A 16501-nucleotide genomic window follows, 5' to 3' on the forward strand; every position below is an offset into this window, starting at 1 on the left:
ACTTCAGATTGCCTTGTTTCGGAAACTCCCGCAAGCTGCGCCCTCTTTCAGACACCCCGGCTTTGGTTCCAGACGGCCCGCGGGATTGCCCTAAAGGCGAGCGCGGCAATATTGGCCTTGACCTGACGGGCATTCGTGCGAAACAGCGTGCATGGCACAGGCAGAACTGACGATTGATCTGGGCGCACTGGTTGCAAACTGGCAGGCGCTGAACGCATTGAGCGGGTGTGAAACCGGCGCGGTGGTGAAGGCCGACGCTTACGGCCTGGGGGCGGAACGTGTCGCTCCTGCTTTGGCTGCGGCGGGGGCGCGGTGTTTCTTCGTGGCGCTGGCCGAAGAGGGCGCGGCGCTTCGACAGATTCTTGGCAACGGCCCCGATATCTGCGTCTTTTCCGGCCACATGGCGGGCGATACCGCGCTGATCCGTGATGCGGACCTGGTGCCGATGATCAACTCCATCGATCAAATGTCCTGCCATATCGAAACGCTCCCCGATGCCCGTTTCGGTATCCAGCTGGACAGCGGCATGAACCGACTGGGGATGGAGCCTGCCGAATGGTCCGCCCTGCGTGAAGTGTCGCTCAACCAGCCTCCGGTTCTGGTGATGAGCCATCTGGCCTGCGCGGATGAGCCTGACCACCCGATGAACGCGCAGCAGTTGCAAACCTTTGTCGAGATGACCGACGGGATCGACGCACCGCGCTCGCTGTCTGCGACCGGCGGCATTCTGCTGGGCAAGGATTATCATTTCGAACTGACCCGCCCCGGTATCGGGCTCTATGGTGCCCGGCCCTTCGCAGACGCGCGCACCGTGGCGCATCTGTCGATCCCGGTGATCCAGACCCGAGAACTGACGCCGGGCGAAACCGTGGGATACGGCAACACCTGGATGTCGGATGCCCCCTCGCGCATCGCGACGATTGCCGCAGGATATGCCGACGGGATCATCCGCGCGATGGGCCCGAGCACATATCTTTGGGCGGGCGAGACGCGCTGCAAGATCGTCGGGCGGATTTCGATGGATCTGATCGGGGTCGACATCAGCCACCTGTCCGAAGATCCTGACAGTCTTCAGCTTCTTGGCCATCAACAATCCGTCGATACGCTGGCGGATGCCGCCGGAACCATTGGCTATGAGGTCCTGACCTCCTTGGGCAATCGCTATGCGCGCCGGTATGTCGGGCCATGACGCTGACCCGCCCCATTGCTGTTTTGGGTGGCAATGTCCTGCACCTTCTGGCCGCCATCGGGCGCGTGGTGATCTTCGCAGGTCAGACTGTCAGCCACCTGTTCCGCCCGCCCTATTATCACCGTGAGTTCCTTCAGGCACTGGTGCAGATCGGATGGCTGTCTTTGCCCGTGGTCGGCCTGACAGCCCTGTTCACCGGCGGCGCGCTGGCCCTGCAAATCTACGCGGGCGGTGCACGGTTTTCGGCAGAGGCGGTTGTGCCCTCCATCGTCGCCATCGGCATGGTCAGAGAGCTTGGCCCCGTTCTGGGCGGGTTGATGGTGGCCGCACGGGTCGCGTCCTCCATCGCGGCAGAGCTTGGCACGATGAAAGTGACCGAACAGATCGACGCGCTGGTGACCCTGTCCACCAACCCGATGAAATACCTGACGCTTCCCAGAGTGCTCGCCGCAACGCTGGCCGTGCCGGTTCTGGTGGCTGTGGGCGACGCCATCGGCATATTCGGCGGCTATATCGTCGGCGTGACGCGGCTGGATTTCAACGCCGCCGCCTATCTCAAGAACACCGTGGATTTTCTGGAATTCTGGGATATTGCCTCGGGTCTGTTCAAAGGGGCTGCCTTCGGGTTCCTCGTGGCATTGATGGGGTGCTATTACGGCATGAATTCGGGCCGCGGCGCACAGGGCGTCGGACGCGCGACCAAGGCGGCGGTGGTGTCTGCCTCTGTCCTCATCCTCGCGGCCAACTACCTTCTGACCGAGGTGTTCTTTTCGGCATGATAGAGTTGCGCGACATTCATAAAAGCTTTGGCACCAACCATGTCCTGCGCGGCGTCAACCTCAGCGTGGCCAAGGGCGAGTCTCTGGTCATCATCGGCGGCTCTGGCACCGGCAAATCAATCGCGTTGAAATGCATCCTTGGACTGGTCAAACCCGACAGCGGCCAGATCAGCGTCGGCGGAAGCGATGTGAATACGGGCGACCGCGACACGTTTCTGGCGCGTTTCGGCATGTTGTTTCAGGGCGGTGCGCTGTTCGACAGCCTTCCGGTCTGGCAGAATGTCGGTTTTCGCCTGCTGCGCGGCGCGCTCAAACGCCCGCATGACGAGGCCCGCGCCATCGCCGTCGAAAAGCTGCGCCGCGTCGGGCTGAAACCTGACGTGGCCGACAAGTTTCCCGCAGAATTGTCCGGCGGGATGCAAAAGCGCGTAGGCCTTGCCCGCGCGATCTGCGCCGATCCCGACATCATTTTCTTTGACGAACCCACCACCGGGCTGGACCCGATCATGGCCGGCGTCATAAACGAGCTGATCCGCGAGATCGTGGTCGAGATGGGGGCCACGGCGATGACCATCACCCATGACATGACTTCCGTGCGGGCGATTGCCGACAAGGTGGCCATGCTGCACAATGGCATCATTCAGTGGACCGGGCCGGTGACGGATCTGGACAACAGCGGCGATCCCTATCTCGACCAGTTCATCCACGGCCGCGCCGATGGCCCGATCGAAGCCGTGAGGTAAGCAAGATGTTCGAAGCCGACTTTCCCGTTGTGGCGCTGCTGATCGCCCGCAGATTCGTCTTTCCCGAGGCGATCCTGTTGCTGGCATTGCTGCGGCTTATCCTCGGTCAAGGATGGGTACGATTGCCTGCCGCCGCCGCTGTTCTGCTTGCTTCCGGGATCACCATCACTGTGTTCGCTCCGGCCTTGGGACTGGCGGGCACGGCGCTTTATGGGACCGCCGCCCGCGCCCTGGTGTCGGGCGGGGTGGCATTGCTGCTCGCCCCGTCGGCGCTGCTGCTGCTCGGCGCTTTCTCGCGCCGGCGGCCTTGGCCGTGGATAGAGATTGCCGTGGTGGCACTGACCCTCGCCTTCATCCTCCTTTGGGCCGCCACACGCATCTGACAGGCATCGCAATATGCCCGTTGTGCGGGTTTCTCCCCCCTTGAAGGACTGACCCCGTGCTGCGCTGGCTGAACCTGTCCCTGCTGATCCTCTACCCGGTCGCGTGGTGCGCACCGCTGATCCGCGCAGGCCTGCTACCACTGTTCGGACTAAGCGAGATTTCCGTTTTAAGTGGGCTTCAGTCGCTTTGGGAAACGGACGTCTTTCTGGCCTTGCTGGTTACGGCATTGGCACTGTTTGCGCCCTATCTGAAAACCATCGGTCTGGCGCTGATCCATTTCGGCATGATGCGCCGCCGCATGCTTGGCGCGTTGAACGTGCTGGGCAAATTGGCGATGGCGGATGTCTTTCTGATCGCGCTTTATATCGTTGTGGCCAAGGGCGTCGGTGTGGGCCGTGTCGAAACCGCCTGGGGTCTCTACCTGTTCACCGCTTGCATATTCGCCTCACTGGCGATCGGGTTGCTGACGACGAAAAATCTCCGGCGCTGATTGGGCTGAGGTACGCTCGGGATCATGTTTGCGGGCGCGTCGCCGATCACATCAACGCCCGCGCCTTGTCTGGAACCTGAACTTTTTCGACGCACACCGCGTAACGACCTCGCGCTGCCCTGATGGCAGGGCTTGCGGGTGCGGCCTGTTTGTTCCACAAGATCGCGCATGGCCAAAGCATCCCTTTCCTATGTCTGTTCGTCCTGCGGGGCCGCAACCTCCAAGTGGTCGGGCCGCTGCGAGGCGTGCGGCGCGTGGAATACGATCACCGAGGACGCAGGCATCAGCGCAGGCCCTCCCAAGAAAACGCTTGGCAAATCCCGTGGCCGCACTGTGCCGCTCACCGATCTGTCGGACGAAGAAGCCCCGCCGCCGCGCACCTCTTGCGGCATGAACGAGCTGGACCGCGTTCTGGGTGGCGGTCTTGTGCCCTCCAGCGCCATTCTCGTGGGCGGCGATCCGGGGATCGGCAAATCCACCCTGCTGTTGCAGGCTGCGGCGCAATTCGCCCGTGCAGGCCTCAAGGTGATCTACGCCAGTGGCGAGGAAGCCAGCGCACAGGTGCGGATGCGCGCGCAAAGGCTGGGGCTTGCCGATGCCTCGGTGAAACTGGCCGCCGAGACCAACCTGCGCGACATCCTCACCACGCTGGAGGCCGAAGCCCCGCAACTTGTGATCATCGATTCAATCCAGACCATGTGGGCCGATCACGTTGACAGCGCGCCGGGCAGCGTCAGTCAGGTCCGTGCCGCGGCGCATGAGCTGACCAGCTTTGCCAAGCGGCGCAATACATCGGTTATCATGGTGGGGCATGTCACCAAGGACGGGCAGATCGCCGGGCCGCGCGTCGTCGAACACATGGTCGATACGGTGCTGTATTTCGAAGGCGAACGCGGCCACCAGTTTCGTATCCTGCGCGCGGTCAAGAACCGCTTTGGTCCGGCCGATGAAATCGGCGTGTTCGAGATGACCGGTGCGGGACTGGCCGAGGTGTCCAACCCCTCGGCGCTATTCCTGTCCGAACGCGGGCAGCCGACACCCGGATCTGCCGTGTTTGCGGGGATCGAAGGCACGCGTCCGGTCTTGTGCGAATTTCAGGCACTGGTCGCGCCTTCGCCGCATTCACAGCCCCGCCGCACGGTCGTGGGCTGGGATGGCGGGCGTCTGGCGATGATACTCGCCGTGCTGGAGGCGCGCTGCGGCATCCCATTTGCCGGGCTCGATGTCTATCTGAACGTCGCGGGCGGCATGAGAATCTCTGAACCCGCCGCAGATCTGGCTGTGGCGGCGGCGCTACTGTCAGCGCGCGAAGACACGGCATTGCCCGCCGAATGTGTCGTTTTTGGCGAAATAAGCCTATCAGGGGCCTTGCGTCCGGTAGGTCAGACGGAAAACCGGTTGAAAGAGGCGCAAAAACTTGGTTTCACCTCGGCCATCGTGCCGGAAGGCGGCAAGTCGGGTGGGACCAGCGATATGGCCCTGACCCGGATGAGCGATCTGGCCGCCTTTGTGGGCGAGATCTTCGGCGCGGGTTAGGTACAAACAGAGGGACAGGGTTCTTGGAAGGTTTCACCATCATTGACGGCGTGGTGGCCGTTGTTATCATTCTGTCCGCGCTTTTGGCCTATTCCCGTGGGCTGGTCCGCGAAGTCATGGCCATTCTGGGATGGATCGCGGCTGCAATTCTTGCGTTCATCTTCGCGCCACAAGTCCAGCCGTTGGTCAAGGAGCTGCCCTTCGTTGGCGATTTCATCGCCGACAGTTGCGAATTGTCGATCATCGGCGGGTTCGCAGCCGTCTTTGCGGTGGCCCTTGTCGTCGTGTCGCTGTTCACACCGCTGTTTTCATCGCTGATCCAACGCTCTGCGCTTGGTGGTCTGGATCAGGGTCTTGGGTTCCTCTTTGGGGTCGTGCGCGGTGTGCTGTTGGTGGCGATTGCCTTTTTCGTCTACGACACCGTGCTTGCCGCGCAGGATGTGGCGATGGTGGATAACAGCCGCTCTGCCAAGGTGTTTTCACAGTTCACCGGCAATATCGAAGACCGCAACCCGGAACAGGCACTTGGCTGGATCACCACGCAATATGAACAGCTTGTCGGCGTTTGCGACACCCCGAGCTGACACTGTGCCCCCGTTTTCCGATACCGGCCCGTGCATCATCGCGCGGGCCGTTTGCATACCGGCTGTCGGTCAGGCCCCTGCCCCGGTGCGCCGGGACCGCGCCCCCCTGCGACGGAACGGCATGCGCAGGACACCGATCAGCATGGACAAGACCAGACTGCCCGCCAGAAACCCGGTCCCGGCAAATACGGCACCCTCAAAGGTCAGGGGTGCGGCAGGCTTGTAATCGCGCCATGCCGCGCGGGCGATCTGCGGGTCACTCAGATGCGCGATACGGCTTGCGCGGGTGAACGGCCCTGCGGCGCGCAAGGCGTCCAGATCAGCGGACAGATCGCGATGCCGTGCAATGGTCCGGGTGATGGTCTGGCTGCGCCGCGCGCCAAATGCGCCGCTCTGACCAAGTTCCGACAAAGCCTCTTGCCGGGACATCCCGACGGCGCTTGCATCCCGGTCGAACTGATGCACAACGCGGGCCAGTTCATCGACCGCCCCGCCAAGCCGTTGCGTGTATTGCTGCGAAAACTCGGGAAACTGCGACAGGCCCGCCGCGCCTGCCAGCCCGCCTGCCAAGGTGAGTGTCCGTACAATCATATGCCTGCCCTTTTTTGCCAGAGCATAGCATTATCGCGGTGCCGCGAACAGATTCGGGTGCCGCAAAACCCTAGACGGCAGCGCGCCCGTAGATCTGCGCGATCCGCTCGATCGCCTGTTCGGGCGGCAGTTCTTCGGATGTGCCCGTCCGGCGCGAGGTCAGTTCAACCACGCCGTTTTTCAACCCGCGCGGCCCGACGGTGATCCGCCAAGGCAGTCCGATCAGGTCCATACCGGCGAATTTCGCGCCCGCGCGTTCGTTGCGGTCATCATAGAGCGGCTCCAGCCCCAAGGCTGTCAGCGATGCGTAAAGCGCCTCGCAGGCACCGTCGGCCTCTTCGTCGCCCTGCTTGAGGTTGACGATCCCGCAATGGAACGGCGTCACACCCTCGGGCCAGATAATGCCCTTGTCGTCATGGCTGGCCTCGATGATCGCGCCCACCAGGCGCGACACGCCGATCCCGTGGCTGCCCATATGGACCGGCACGCGGTTGCCGTCGCTATCCGCGACCGTGGCGCCCATCGCCTCGGAATATTTGGTGCCGAAATAGAAGATCTGGCCAACCTCGATGCCGCGCGCTGTGCGACGACGCTCTTCTGGAACCTCATTGAACAGCGCCTCGTCATGCGTCTCGTCCGTACGGGCGTAGCGACTGGTGAATTCCTCCAGAACGGCCTGGCACTCTGCATGGCTGTCATAGTCAATCTCGCGGGAGCCGAATGTCAGATCGGTGATCTGGGCATCGTAGAACACTTCCGACTCGCCGGTGTCTGCCAGCACGAGGAATTCATGCGTGTTGTCGCCGCCGATGGGGCCACTATCCGCGCGCATCGGGATGGCCTGAAGCCCCATGCGTTCGTAGGTGCGCAGGTAGCTGACAAGGTGACGGTTATAGGCGTGCAACGCATCCTCTTTGGTCAGGTCGAAATTATACCCGTCCTTCATGTAGAACTCGCGTCCCCGCATCACGCCAAAGCGTGGGCGGATCTCGTCGCGGAATTTCCACTGGATCTGATAGAGCGTCAGCGGCAGGTCCTTGTAGCTGCCCACATGACTGCGAAAAATGTCCGTCACCAGTTCTTCCGCCGTGGGGGTGAACAGCATGTCGCGATCATGCCGATCCTTCATCCGCAGCATTTCCTGACCGTAAGCGTCGTAGCGGCCGGATTCGCGCCACAGATCGGCGCTTTGCATGGTGGGCATCTGAATGGCGATATGGCCTGCGCGGGCCTGTTCCTCGTGCACGATATTCTCGATCTTGCGCAGCACCTTGAAGCCCAGTGGCAGCCAGGAATAAATGCCCGCAGACGCCTGTTTGATCATGCCTGCGCGCAGCATGTAGCGGTGCGAGACAATCTGCGCCTCGGAGGGCGTTTCCTTGAGCACGGGCAGAAAATAGCGGCTGAGGCGCATGATGTGTCCTTGGAGAAAAATGACAGTCCGCAAGGGTGTAGGGCCTTGCCCCCTGTCTGCGCAAGCGGTGCCGCATCATTTTTTGGCCAGCCTCTGCTTGCATGACACGGCCAGTTGGGCAATGAGTGAGCCTGAGAGGGGCGCGTCGCATGGGTTTGCCGGTTCATTATCAGCTCAGATACTGGGGCGCTGCCGCCGCCGTGCTGGTGTTGCTGCTGTGGTTTCTGGGCGATGTTCTGCTGCCCTTCGTGCTGGGCGGCGCGATTGCCTATTTTCTTGACCCGGTCGCGGATCGTCTGGAACGCGCCGGATGCTCCAGAACTTTGGCCACGGGCATCATCACCGTGATGGCCATTATCATCTTCGTGCTGATGGCTTTGTTGGTGATCCCGACATTGGTGCAGCAGACGGTGCAGCTTTTCGAAGTCGCGCCGCAGCTGTTCCAGGATCTCCAGGAATTCCTGACAAGCCGCTTTCCATCGCTGATGGATCAGGACAGCGCTATACGTCAGTCGCTGTCCGGATTGGGAGAGACGATCCGCGATCGCGGCGGAGAGCTGTTGAACACGGTTTTGACTTCGGCGGCATCAATCCTGAACATCGTGCTGTTGTTTGTGATCGTTCCGGTCGTGGCGGTCTATCTGCTTTTGGACTGGGACAACATGATCGCGCGGATCGACGAGCTGTTGCCGCGCGACCACGCGCCGGTGATCCGGCAGCTGGGGCGCGACATAGACAAGACGCTGGCCGGATTCATTCGCGGGATGGGCACGGTCTGTCTGGTGCTGGGCGTCTACTATGCCGTCGCGCTGATGTTGGTCGGGCTGCAATTCGGATTGGTCGTGGGCGTGGTGGCGGGCTTGCTGACCTTCATTCCCTATATCGGCGCGATTTTCGGCGGCGCACTGGCGATTGGGCTGGCGCTGTTCCAGTTCTGGGGTGAATGGGTCTGGATCGCCGCCGTGGCCGCGATTTTCTTTCTGGGTCAGTTCATCGAAGGCAACTTCCTGACACCAAAGCTGGTGGGCAATTCGGTGGGTCTGCATCCGGTCTGGCTGCTGATGGCGCTGTCGGTTTTCGGGGCGTTGTTCGGATTTGTCGGCATGCTGGTGGCGGTGCCGGTGGCCGCAGCGCTTGGCGTTCTGGCGCGGTTCGGCGTGTCGCAATATAAACACAGCATCCTGTATCGCGGCCAGTCCGACCGCGACGACGGTTAAGCCATGTCGCAGCAACTCAGGATCACCTTGCCGGTTCGTCAGGCGCTGGGACGCGGGGATTTCTACGTCGCAGAGGCAAATTCCGTGGCCGTCTCGCAGATCGAGTGCTGGCGCGACTGGCCGGGGCGCAAGTTGGTGCTGGCGGGACCCGAAGGCTCTGGCAAGACCCATCTGGCGCATGTCTGGGCCTCCGAGAGCGGCGCGCGCATTCTTGAGGCCGCAAGCCTGACCGTCGAGGATGTGCCCCACCTCGTCAGCGGGCCGCTTTGCATCGAGGATGTGCCGGCCGTCGCTGGCGATGATCGCGCCGAACGGGCCTTGCTGCATCTGCACAATCTTGCGCTGGCCGAGGGGCAGACCCTGCTTCTGACCGCGGACCGCCCGCCATCGAACTGGGGTCTGGCGCTGCCGGATCTTGCCAGCCGGATGAACGGCACGCCGATGGTGTCGCTTTCTGAACCCGATGATTTGCTGCTGGGGGCTGTGTTGCTGAAGATGTTTGCAGACCGTCAGATCGTGCCCGCGCCGGATGCGGTGACATACCTCGTGCGCCACATGCACCGATCCTTCGCGATGGCGGGACAGATCGTCGATGCGCTGGACGAAGCCGCCCTTGCCCAGCCGAAAGGCATCAACCGACCGCTCGCGATCAAAGTCCTTCAACAACTTGATACGTTAGGTGACTAAACACCAAATCAGCTCAACGAACCCGAGAGAGATTGCGAATAAATGACCCATGCTGATTTCCTGAAGTCCCCCTTCCCGCCACCGCAAGAGCTTCCGGATTTGGATCTGACCGGTCCTGGGCGTTACTTCAATCGCGAACTTAGCTGGCTTGGGTTCAATTGGCGCGTTCTGGAAGAATCAGAAAACTTGCGCACACCGCTTCTGGAACGGCTGCGCTTTCTGTCGATTTCCGCAGCCAATCTTGACGAATTTTATACCGTGCGCGTCGCGGGCCTGCGAGAGCTGGCGCAGACCGGCAATACCACGCCGGCTTCTGACGGTCTGACACCGGCCCAGCAGCTTATCCTGATCGACGAGGACGCCCGCAAGCTGATGGCGCGTCAGCAAGAAGTGCTCAAGACCCTGCATGCGGAATTGGAAGCCGAAGGCATTGTTGTGACGAGTCCCGAAGACCTGGACGCGCAGGACATGGAACATCTCGAAGAGGTGTTCCTGACACAGGTTTTTCCGATCCTGTCTCCACTGGCCATCGACCCCGCGCACCCTTTCCCTTTCATCGCCAACACCGGCTATTGTCTGGCGCTGCAATTGGAACGCACCCGCGACAAGCGTCCCCTTCAGGCGCTTCTGCCGGTCCCACATCAGGTTGACCGGTTCATCACCCTGCCTGCGGATTCCGGCCGTCACCGGTTCCTGCTACTCGAAGACCTCTTGCTGCTTTATGTCTATCAGTTGTTTCCCGGCTATCGCACAAAGGCGCATTTCGGCTTTCGCGTGTTGCGCGACAGCGATCTGGAAGTCGAGGAAGAAGCCGAAGACCTGGTTCGCGAATTCGAGGTGGCGCTGAAACGGCGGCGCCGCGGACAGGTGGTGCGCCTGACGATAAGTGCAGGTGCGGCCGCAGGTCTGAAATCTGTGGTCATGCGCGAATTGCACGTCACCGATGGCGAGTTGATAGAGCTTGACGGCATGGTCGGTCTTGCCGACCTCAAGGAACTGGTTCTGGACGCGCGCCAGGATCTGCAATGGCCGGGCTTCAATCCCCGCGTGCCCGAACGTGTGCAGGACCATGACGGCGATATGTTCGCGGCGATCCGCCAGAAGGACATGCTGCTGCATCACCCCTATGAGACCTTCGACATGGTGGTGCGCTTTCTGGCGCAGGCCGCGCGTGACCCGGATGTGCTGGCAATCAAACAGACACTGTACCGGACGTCACGCAACTCGCCCATCGTCGACGCGCTGTGCGAAGCCGCCGAGGATGGCAAATCCGTCACCGCATTGATTGAGCTGAAAGCGCGGTTCGACGAAGCCGCGAACATTCGTCAGGCAAGGCGGCTGGAGCGCGCGGGCGCGCATGTGGTCTACGGGTTTCTCGACTGGAAGACCCATGCCAAGGTCTCGACCGTGGTGCGGCGCGAAAATGACAAGCTTGTGACCTACACGCATTACGGCACCGGCAACTACCACCCGATCACGGCAAAGATCTACACCGATCTCAGTTTCTTTACCTGCGACGCGGCCTTGGGGCGCGATGCAACCAAAGTGTTCAATTATCTTTCGGGCTATGCCTATCCCGAAGCGTTGGAAAATCTGCATATCTCGCCCCATCAGTTGAAGAACTTTCTGCTGGAACAGATCGAGGCAGAGGCCGCCCATGCAGAGGCCGGGCGTCCCGCCGACATCTGGGCAAAGGTCAATTCGCTGGTCGAACCCGAGGTGATCGACGCGCTGTATTCGGCCAGCCAACGCGGCGTGAAGATCACTCTTGTCGTGCGCGGCATCTGCGGGCTGCGTCCCGGTGTCAAAGGCCTGTCAGAGAATATCCGCGTGAAATCCATTGTCGGACGTTTCTTGGAACATTCGCGCATTGTCTGCTTTGGCAACGGTCGGGGACTGCCGTCGAAAAAGGCGCGTGTGTTCATGTCATCCGCCGATTGGATGGGCCGCAACCTCAACCGGCGGGTCGAAACGCTTGTGGAAATCAACAACCCCACCGTCAAGGCACAGATCGTCAGTCAGATCATGGCGGCCAACCTTGCCGATGTTGCGCAAAGCTGGGTGATGGGACCGGATGGCAAATTCAACCGCGATCCCGTCGAGGCAGGCACATTCGCCTTCAACTGCCACCGGTTTTTCATGGAAAACCCCTCGCTCTCCGGGCGGGGATCTGCCGGCGCGTCGGATGTGCCGCAACTTACCCATTCTGATGATTGACGCTGCATCCCATGCTGTCGCACCAATCCCTGCATCACTTACGAGGTTCGCATGACGAAACTGGCCGCCACCGCATTGCAAGTCGGAGGGCCGTTCGCCCGGCCATTGTTTGACGACCCGGAATCGCGCGATCTGTCGCGCGTCGGGGTTTTGGATATCGGATCAAACTCTGTTCGCCTGGTGGTGTTTGACGGCGCGGCCCGCAGTCCCGCCTATTTCTACAACGAAAAGCTGATGTGCGCGCTTGGTGCAGGCATGTCCGAAACCGGACGTCTGAACCCCGAAGGCCGCAAACGCGCGCTGTCGGCGATCATCCGGTTTCAGACGCTTGCCAACGGGCTGGCCATGGCACCGATCAGCGCCGTGGCCACCGCCGCCGTGCGCGAGGCCGAGGACGGCGCGGATTTCTGTGCCGAGGTCGAGGCCGAAACCGGACTCAAAATCTGCGTCATCGACGGTGAGGAAGAGGCCCGCCTGTCCGCGCAGGGTGTGTTGCTGGGCTGGCCCGGTTCTTACGGCCTTGTCTGCGACATTGGTGGATCGTCGATGGAACTGGCCGAGATCGCCCGTGGTCATGTCGGACGCCGGACCACCTCGCCGCTGGGACCGTTGAAGCTGCGTGACATTCCGGGCGGTGCCGAGGAACGGAAGGACTATATTCGCAAGACGATCAAGGCGGCGGCCAAGGTGATGGGGCCGCAGCATGACCGGCTGTTCCTTGTTGGCGGATCCTGGCGTGCCATCGCGCGGATCGACATGGACCGTTTGGGCTATCCTCTGCATGTGCTGCACGAATACCGCATGGACGCCCAGTCCATCGCGGAAACCCTGGCCTATATCGCGGCTTCCGATCTGGAAAAATTGCGCAGCCGCTGTTCGATCTCCAGCGCCCGGATGTCGCTGGTGCCCTATGCGGCCGAGGTGCTGGGCGAACTGATCGGCATCATCGACCCCAAGGACATTGCCATTTCCAGCTACGGGATCCGCGAAGGGTTGCTGTATGAACAGATGCCGCAACGCCTGCGCGACCGTGACCCGTTGATCGAGGCATGCTATTTCGCCGAAGCCAAGGACGCCCGCCTGCCCGGTTTCGGCCGCCGTCTGTTTGCCTTCGTCGCCCCGCTTTTTCCCACCGCCAGCGAGGCACAGATTCGCATCGTCAAGGCCGCATGCCTGCTGAACGATGTCAGTTGGCGCGCGCATCCCGATTATCGCGCCGAAACCTGCTTTGACAACGCCACCCGCGCCAATCTGGGCGGGCTGAAACATGCCGAGAGGATCTTTCTGGGCCTCGCGCTGCTGCATCGCTACCGCAACAAGCGCGAAGGCACCCGGTTCGAGGATCTTTACGACCTGATCGAACCCGAACAGCGGCAGGAAGCCGAAGTGCTGGGTAAGGCCATGCGTTTCGGCTCGATGTTGTGGATGTCGGACTTTTCCGCCACCGGTGCTGAGATGGAACTCGATACGGATGCGGGCATTCTGACACTGCGCCTGTCAGGCACGGCGCGGTTGCTGTTTGGCGAGGTGGCCGAGGCACGGTTCAAGTCGCTTGCCTCGTCACTTGGAGTAGATACGAAAGTTGTGGATGCCGCGTCTTAGCATGACGCTGGGTAGGCGAGTGAGCGGGGTGTTTCGCGCTTTGGTCCCTACAGATCAATCTCACCGTCTTTCAGCGGACGATCCATCGGGGCGGCATCCGGCTTTCTGCGGATCAGAATGTCTCCGTTTGGCAGGATCTCGGGCGCGTCATAGACCGACCAGTCCTCGACCTCGGTCATCAGGTCGCGCAATGCAGGCCCCATGTTGCGCGCGAAGTTCTTCATCGCGGGCGATACGTCCTGCGCCAGTCCCTCCAGTTCTTTCAGGGTCGGTCCCATTTCCTCCATGATGCCGCGCATGAACAGGCGGGCCCCCCGCTCCATCAAACTCGGGGCCTCGTCGACTTCAGGTGCGGTCTCTTGCGCCGTGGCAACAGCAGGCGTCAGGCAAACCGACAGGATCAGGGCAATCGGGATCAGTTTCATACCCACGAATATAGGCGCATTCAGCGCAAAGGTAAGGGTCTAGATCTCGATATCCAGCGATACCGGGAAATGGTCGGATGCTGTCAACAATGCCTCGCGCAGCTCTGGCGTCTTGTAGCATCCCAGATCGTCGAACGGATGCCAGATGCGCCATTTCGGGCTGGCGGCACGCAAATCCTCCGAGATCATGATATAATCCAGCAGCGCCTGAAGATAGCGCCCCTCATGCGACAGGAAAAACCGCGACGTTGTCGGCTGCGACCCGATCCGCCGCGCCAGCGCCTGTCTGGCATGCGGATCGAAAAGATGCGGCGCGTCAGACCCCAGCAAGATCTCGACCGAGGATCGCCCGAACAGGTTTTCATATTCATCAAGCCCCGGTCCGTCATTCAGGTCGCCCAGAAGGATCAGGCTTTCACCGGCGATCAGATGCGCCTTGATCCGGCGGTGCAGCCAGATTGCCTGCGCCAATTGCTTGCGGCGATTGGCAATCGATACCCGCATGATCGCGTCCCGCCCCTTCGCCCCGTGCGGTGCCTTTGATTTCAGATGCGCCCCGATCAGCCGCAGTTCCTTGCCGGAGGCCGTTCTGGCCGCAATCTCCAGCGGAGGTTTGGAAAACGCGACCCTGTCTTCGGTCGCGTCAATGTCCAGGTCAATGCGAAAATGGCCGTCAAAGCGCGGCACCTCACCGCCCACAGATCCGGGGGCGGGCTGGCCCACCGGATCATGGCGCGCCTCCAGCTTGTCGGGATCGTAAAGCAGCGCGATTTCCTGCTGCGTCTCATTGGCGAACCCGATAATGGCACGTCGTGCCCGCAACCCGAAGACCTTCGCAAAACCCTCCAGCGCCTTTGTTCCGTCACGGCGGGCATGGCTGTCCGGTGCCTCGATCACCATGATCGCGTCGGCATCCAGCGCGGTGAAAACAATCCCCAACGCTTCGGCCTGCTGCGCGCGGGTCACGTCATGGCGCGCTGACCAGTGGTCATCCACAAGCAACTGTCCGTCGCCGTCAAACAGCGCGTTGAACCATTCAACGTTATAGGTGGCGATGCGCATTCAGGCCTCTTGCCGCTGGGTCGAGATTTCTTCCCAGGCGCGATTGATATCGACCAGCCGTCGTTCCGACAGGCGCACGGCCTCGGCCGGCAGGCCCCGCGCAATCATCTTGTCGGGATGGCTTTCACGAACCTGCTTGCGCCAGACCTTGCGGATCTGGGTCAGGTCCATATCTGGCGTAACGCCCAGCACGCTGTAGGGATCAGGCTCGGCATCGGGCACAAACCGCGCACGCACGCCCCGGAACTCGGGCTGCGGCATCCTGAAAATCTCGGCCACGCGCGTCAGGAAATCATCCTCTTTGGGATGATAGCGCCCGTCCGCCACGGCAATATAGAACAGGCCCTCCATCAGGTGGAACAGCATGGTGCGGTCCTCGCGGAACATCCGCGCGATTCGGGTGGCGTATTCCTCGAATCCTGCCACATCCTGCCGGGCCAGGTTGAACACCCGCGCCGCCCCTTCCTCGTCAGCCGAGGCAATGTGAAAGACCTCGCGGAAGGCCCGAACCTCGGCGCGCGTCACTTGCCCGTCGGCCTTGGCCATCTTTGCAGACAGCGCGATCACCGCGATAGTGAAGGCGACGGAACGTTCCGGCGGCGTGCGCAGACGTTCGAACACGGCAGAGAGGCCCTCGCCCTTGGCAAGCGCCTGAATAGCCTGAGAGATGCGGGTCCAGATCGACATAGTTGAAATGCTATACGCCGCAGCGCAGCTTGTCAGTGCGACATTCAGAGAATCTTCTGTATCGGCGGAAAACCCATCCACCGTCAGAGCGTTAACCCGGCCTCCGGCAACCCGGCGACATGGACGAAACACACGCTGCATGAAAGCCAGTGGCATTGGCTTTGGCGCAGCAGCCCTCCGCCCAAAACGACCGCGCACCATCTTTTCGGGCGCGGGTTTTCAGCGCGGGCATCAACGCCTGACCTGCCCCAAAACCGCGCGCCGCAGGGTCCAGCACGATCATGCGAGGGTTCTGATCCCACCCGGCGTTTGAAACTCTGCAAGCAGCCCGGCAGTGCCGCGTTCAAACGCGATACGGGGGTCGTTCATATCAAGCCTTGTCACAAGCGCATCCGCCTCCGGATGAGACACCACCAGACGTTCAAGCGTGCAACCGCTGCCGGCAAGGGAGTCGCCCGGCGGCACCGGCACCTGCCACTCAAGCAGTGCCGGGAACATCCCGTCAAAGGGCAGTCGGCCATCTGTTGGCACGGCCATTCTCCAGCGCAGGTCACCACGCGCCAGATTGACCACATCGCCCGCTTCTGGCCATCGGGCAAGGGCCGCGTCCAGATCCGGCACCCGGCAGATCCAGTTGGTCAACCGTGCCGGACCGTCGAACATATCCAGCCCGAACCACCTTGGACGTCCCGGTGCGGCGGCATCTGGATCAATAGAGATCGCTTCAAGATAGAGACCGCCCGCCAAGCCCAGCAGCCGGTTATGCGTGCCAAATGCCTCATGGCGGCCACCGGGCAGACTGGGCACGCCCAGCGAAGCCTCCAGATGCGTGGCCGCAAGCTCCAGCGTCGTGCCGCTTACCGCCAGATGATCCAAGCTCAGCATATGCTATCC

At 61.6% G+C, this 16501-nt stretch carries 18 protein-coding genes; 11 read left to right on the plus strand and 7 right to left on the minus strand.

The window, feature by feature from the left end; genetic code table 11:
- Nucleotides 1-151: 151 nt before the first annotated feature.
- The 7 genes from alr to B8991_RS08770 all read left to right on the plus strand — a co-directional run bounded on the left by alr (nt 152) and on the right by B8991_RS08770 (nt 5705).
- Nucleotides 152-1189 (plus strand): alanine racemase, encoded by a 1038-nt coding sequence (alr, locus tag B8991_RS08740; RefSeq protein ID WP_084352531.1) that lies wholly within the window; start codon nt 152-154, stop codon nt 1187-1189.
- Nucleotides 1186-1968 (plus strand): MlaE family ABC transporter permease, encoded by a 783-nt coding sequence (locus B8991_RS08745; RefSeq protein WP_084352533.1) that lies wholly within the window; start codon nt 1186-1188, stop codon nt 1966-1968. The genes alr and B8991_RS08745 overlap by 4 nt, the downstream gene beginning before the upstream one ends.
- Nucleotides 1965-2711, plus strand: coding sequence for an ABC transporter ATP-binding protein (locus tag B8991_RS08750; protein ID WP_084352535.1), 747 nt, complete (start codon nt 1965-1967; stop codon nt 2709-2711). The genes B8991_RS08745 and B8991_RS08750 overlap by 4 nt, the downstream gene beginning before the upstream one ends.
- A gap of 5 nt (nt 2712-2716) precedes the next feature.
- On the plus strand, nt 2717-3094 hold the full coding sequence (locus B8991_RS08755) for a hypothetical protein (protein ID WP_084352537.1): 378 nt from the start codon (nt 2717-2719) through the stop codon (nt 3092-3094).
- A gap of 56 nt (nt 3095-3150) precedes the next feature.
- Nucleotides 3151-3585, plus strand: a complete 435-nt coding sequence (locus B8991_RS08760; protein WP_084352539.1) for a paraquat-inducible protein A — start codon at nt 3151-3153, stop codon at nt 3583-3585.
- A 168-nt stretch (nt 3586-3753) separates the two neighbouring features.
- Complete coding sequence (gene radA, locus B8991_RS08765) at nt 3754-5121, plus strand: DNA repair protein RadA (protein ID WP_084352541.1); 1368 nt, start codon at nt 3754-3756, stop codon at nt 5119-5121.
- 23 nt (nt 5122-5144) lie between these two features.
- Nucleotides 5145-5705, plus strand: a complete 561-nt coding sequence (locus tag B8991_RS08770; protein ID WP_084352543.1) for a CvpA family protein — start codon at nt 5145-5147, stop codon at nt 5703-5705.
- Nucleotides 5706-5774: 69 nt separating this feature from the next.
- Here the strand turns inward: B8991_RS08770 and B8991_RS08775 are convergent, their stop codons facing one another.
- The gene (locus B8991_RS08775; protein WP_084352545.1) at nt 5775-6296 is read right to left on the minus strand and encodes a DUF2937 family protein; all 522 of its coding nucleotides are present in this window, start codon (nt 6294-6296) and stop codon (nt 5775-5777) included.
- A 70-nt stretch (nt 6297-6366) separates the two neighbouring features.
- Nucleotides 6367-7710 carry a proline--tRNA ligase gene (proS, locus tag B8991_RS08780; protein ID WP_084352547.1) on the minus strand — a complete coding sequence of 448 codons (1344 nt, stop codon included), beginning with the start codon at nt 7708-7710 and terminating at the stop codon, nt 6367-6369.
- Nucleotides 7711-7859: 149 nt separating this feature from the next.
- On the opposite strand from proS, the gene B8991_RS08785 reads away from it, so the two are divergent.
- Genes B8991_RS08785 through B8991_RS08800 form a run of 4 tightly spaced genes read left to right on the plus strand, consistent with a single transcriptional unit; the run spans nt 7860 to nt 13433 of the window.
- The gene (locus B8991_RS08785) at nt 7860-8927 is read left to right on the plus strand and encodes an AI-2E family transporter (RefSeq protein ID WP_084352549.1); all 1068 of its coding nucleotides are present in this window, start codon (nt 7860-7862) and stop codon (nt 8925-8927) included.
- 3 nt (nt 8928-8930) lie between these two features.
- Entirely contained in the window at nt 8931-9614 is a 684-nt protein-coding gene (locus B8991_RS08790; protein WP_084352551.1) for a P-loop NTPase family protein, read from the plus strand.
- A gap of 42 nt (nt 9615-9656) precedes the next feature.
- Nucleotides 9657-11831: an RNA degradosome polyphosphate kinase gene (locus B8991_RS08795; protein WP_084352553.1), complete on the plus strand. Its 2175-nt coding sequence runs from the start codon at nt 9657-9659 to the stop codon at nt 11829-11831.
- A 51-nt stretch (nt 11832-11882) separates the two neighbouring features.
- Nucleotides 11883-13433, plus strand: coding sequence for a Ppx/GppA family phosphatase (locus B8991_RS08800; RefSeq protein ID WP_084352555.1), 1551 nt, complete (start codon nt 11883-11885; stop codon nt 13431-13433).
- 47 nt (nt 13434-13480) lie between these two features.
- On the opposite strand, the gene B8991_RS08805 is transcribed toward B8991_RS08800, so the two are convergent.
- The 5 genes from B8991_RS08805 to B8991_RS08825 form a co-directional block, all read right to left on the minus strand.
- Nucleotides 13481-13858: a hypothetical protein gene (locus B8991_RS08805; RefSeq protein ID WP_084352557.1), complete on the minus strand. Its 378-nt coding sequence runs from the start codon at nt 13856-13858 to the stop codon at nt 13481-13483.
- Between the two features lie 39 nt (nt 13859-13897).
- Nucleotides 13898-14920, minus strand: coding sequence for an endonuclease/exonuclease/phosphatase family protein (locus B8991_RS08810; RefSeq protein ID WP_084352559.1), 1023 nt, complete (start codon nt 14918-14920; stop codon nt 13898-13900).
- Nucleotides 14921-15607, minus strand: a complete 687-nt coding sequence (locus B8991_RS08815) for a molecular chaperone DjiA (RefSeq protein ID WP_084352561.1) — start codon at nt 15605-15607, stop codon at nt 14921-14923. It abuts the gene before it with no gap.
- A 91-nt stretch (nt 15608-15698) separates the two neighbouring features.
- Nucleotides 15699-15890: a GNAT family N-acetyltransferase gene (locus B8991_RS22285; RefSeq protein ID WP_084352563.1), complete on the minus strand. Its 192-nt coding sequence runs from the start codon at nt 15888-15890 to the stop codon at nt 15699-15701.
- Complete coding sequence (locus B8991_RS08825; protein WP_084352729.1) at nt 15887-16489, minus strand: VOC family protein; 603 nt, start codon at nt 16487-16489, stop codon at nt 15887-15889. The genes B8991_RS22285 and B8991_RS08825 overlap by 4 nt, the downstream gene beginning before the upstream one ends.
- Nucleotides 16490-16501 lie beyond the last annotated feature (12 nt).

It is taken from the genome of Primorskyibacter flagellatus (assembly GCF_900176485.1).
GTDB lineage: Bacteria > Pseudomonadota > Alphaproteobacteria > Rhodobacterales > Rhodobacteraceae > Primorskyibacter > Primorskyibacter flagellatus.

Bases quoted from the DNA above. Each gene is read 5' to 3' on its own strand.
- alr (WP_084352531.1), top strand. From the start codon at position 152: ATGGCACAGGCAGAACTGACGATTGATCTGGGCGCACTGGTTGCAAAC.
- B8991_RS08745 (WP_084352533.1), top strand. From the start codon at position 1,186: ATGACGCTGACCCGCCCCATTGCTGTTTTGGGTGGCAATGTCCTGCAC.
- B8991_RS08750 (WP_084352535.1), top strand. From the start codon at position 1,965: ATGATAGAGTTGCGCGACATTCATAAAAGCTTTGGCACCAACCATGTC.
- B8991_RS08755 (WP_084352537.1), top strand. From the start codon at position 2,717: ATGTTCGAAGCCGACTTTCCCGTTGTGGCGCTGCTGATCGCCCGCAGA.
- radA (WP_084352541.1), top strand. From the start codon at position 3,754: ATGGCCAAAGCATCCCTTTCCTATGTCTGTTCGTCCTGCGGGGCCGCA.
- B8991_RS08775 (WP_084352545.1), bottom strand. From the start codon at position 6,296: ATGATTGTACGGACACTCACCTTGGCAGGCGGGCTGGCAGGCGCGGCG.
- proS (WP_084352547.1), bottom strand. From the start codon at position 7,710: ATGCGCCTCAGCCGCTATTTTCTGCCCGTGCTCAAGGAAACGCCCTCC.
- B8991_RS08785 (WP_084352549.1), top strand. From the start codon at position 7,860: ATGGGTTTGCCGGTTCATTATCAGCTCAGATACTGGGGCGCTGCCGCC.
- B8991_RS08790 (WP_084352551.1), top strand. From the start codon at position 8,931: ATGTCGCAGCAACTCAGGATCACCTTGCCGGTTCGTCAGGCGCTGGGA.
- B8991_RS08795 (WP_084352553.1), top strand. From the start codon at position 9,657: ATGACCCATGCTGATTTCCTGAAGTCCCCCTTCCCGCCACCGCAAGAG.
- B8991_RS08800 (WP_084352555.1), top strand. From the start codon at position 11,883: ATGACGAAACTGGCCGCCACCGCATTGCAAGTCGGAGGGCCGTTCGCC.
- B8991_RS08805 (WP_084352557.1), bottom strand. From the start codon at position 13,858: ATGAAACTGATCCCGATTGCCCTGATCCTGTCGGTTTGCCTGACGCCT.
- B8991_RS08810 (WP_084352559.1), bottom strand. From the start codon at position 14,920: ATGCGCATCGCCACCTATAACGTTGAATGGTTCAACGCGCTGTTTGAC.
- B8991_RS08815 (WP_084352561.1), bottom strand. From the start codon at position 15,607: ATGTCGATCTGGACCCGCATCTCTCAGGCTATTCAGGCGCTTGCCAAG.
- B8991_RS22285 (WP_084352563.1), bottom strand. From the start codon at position 15,890: ATGATCGTGCTGGACCCTGCGGCGCGCGGTTTTGGGGCAGGTCAGGCG.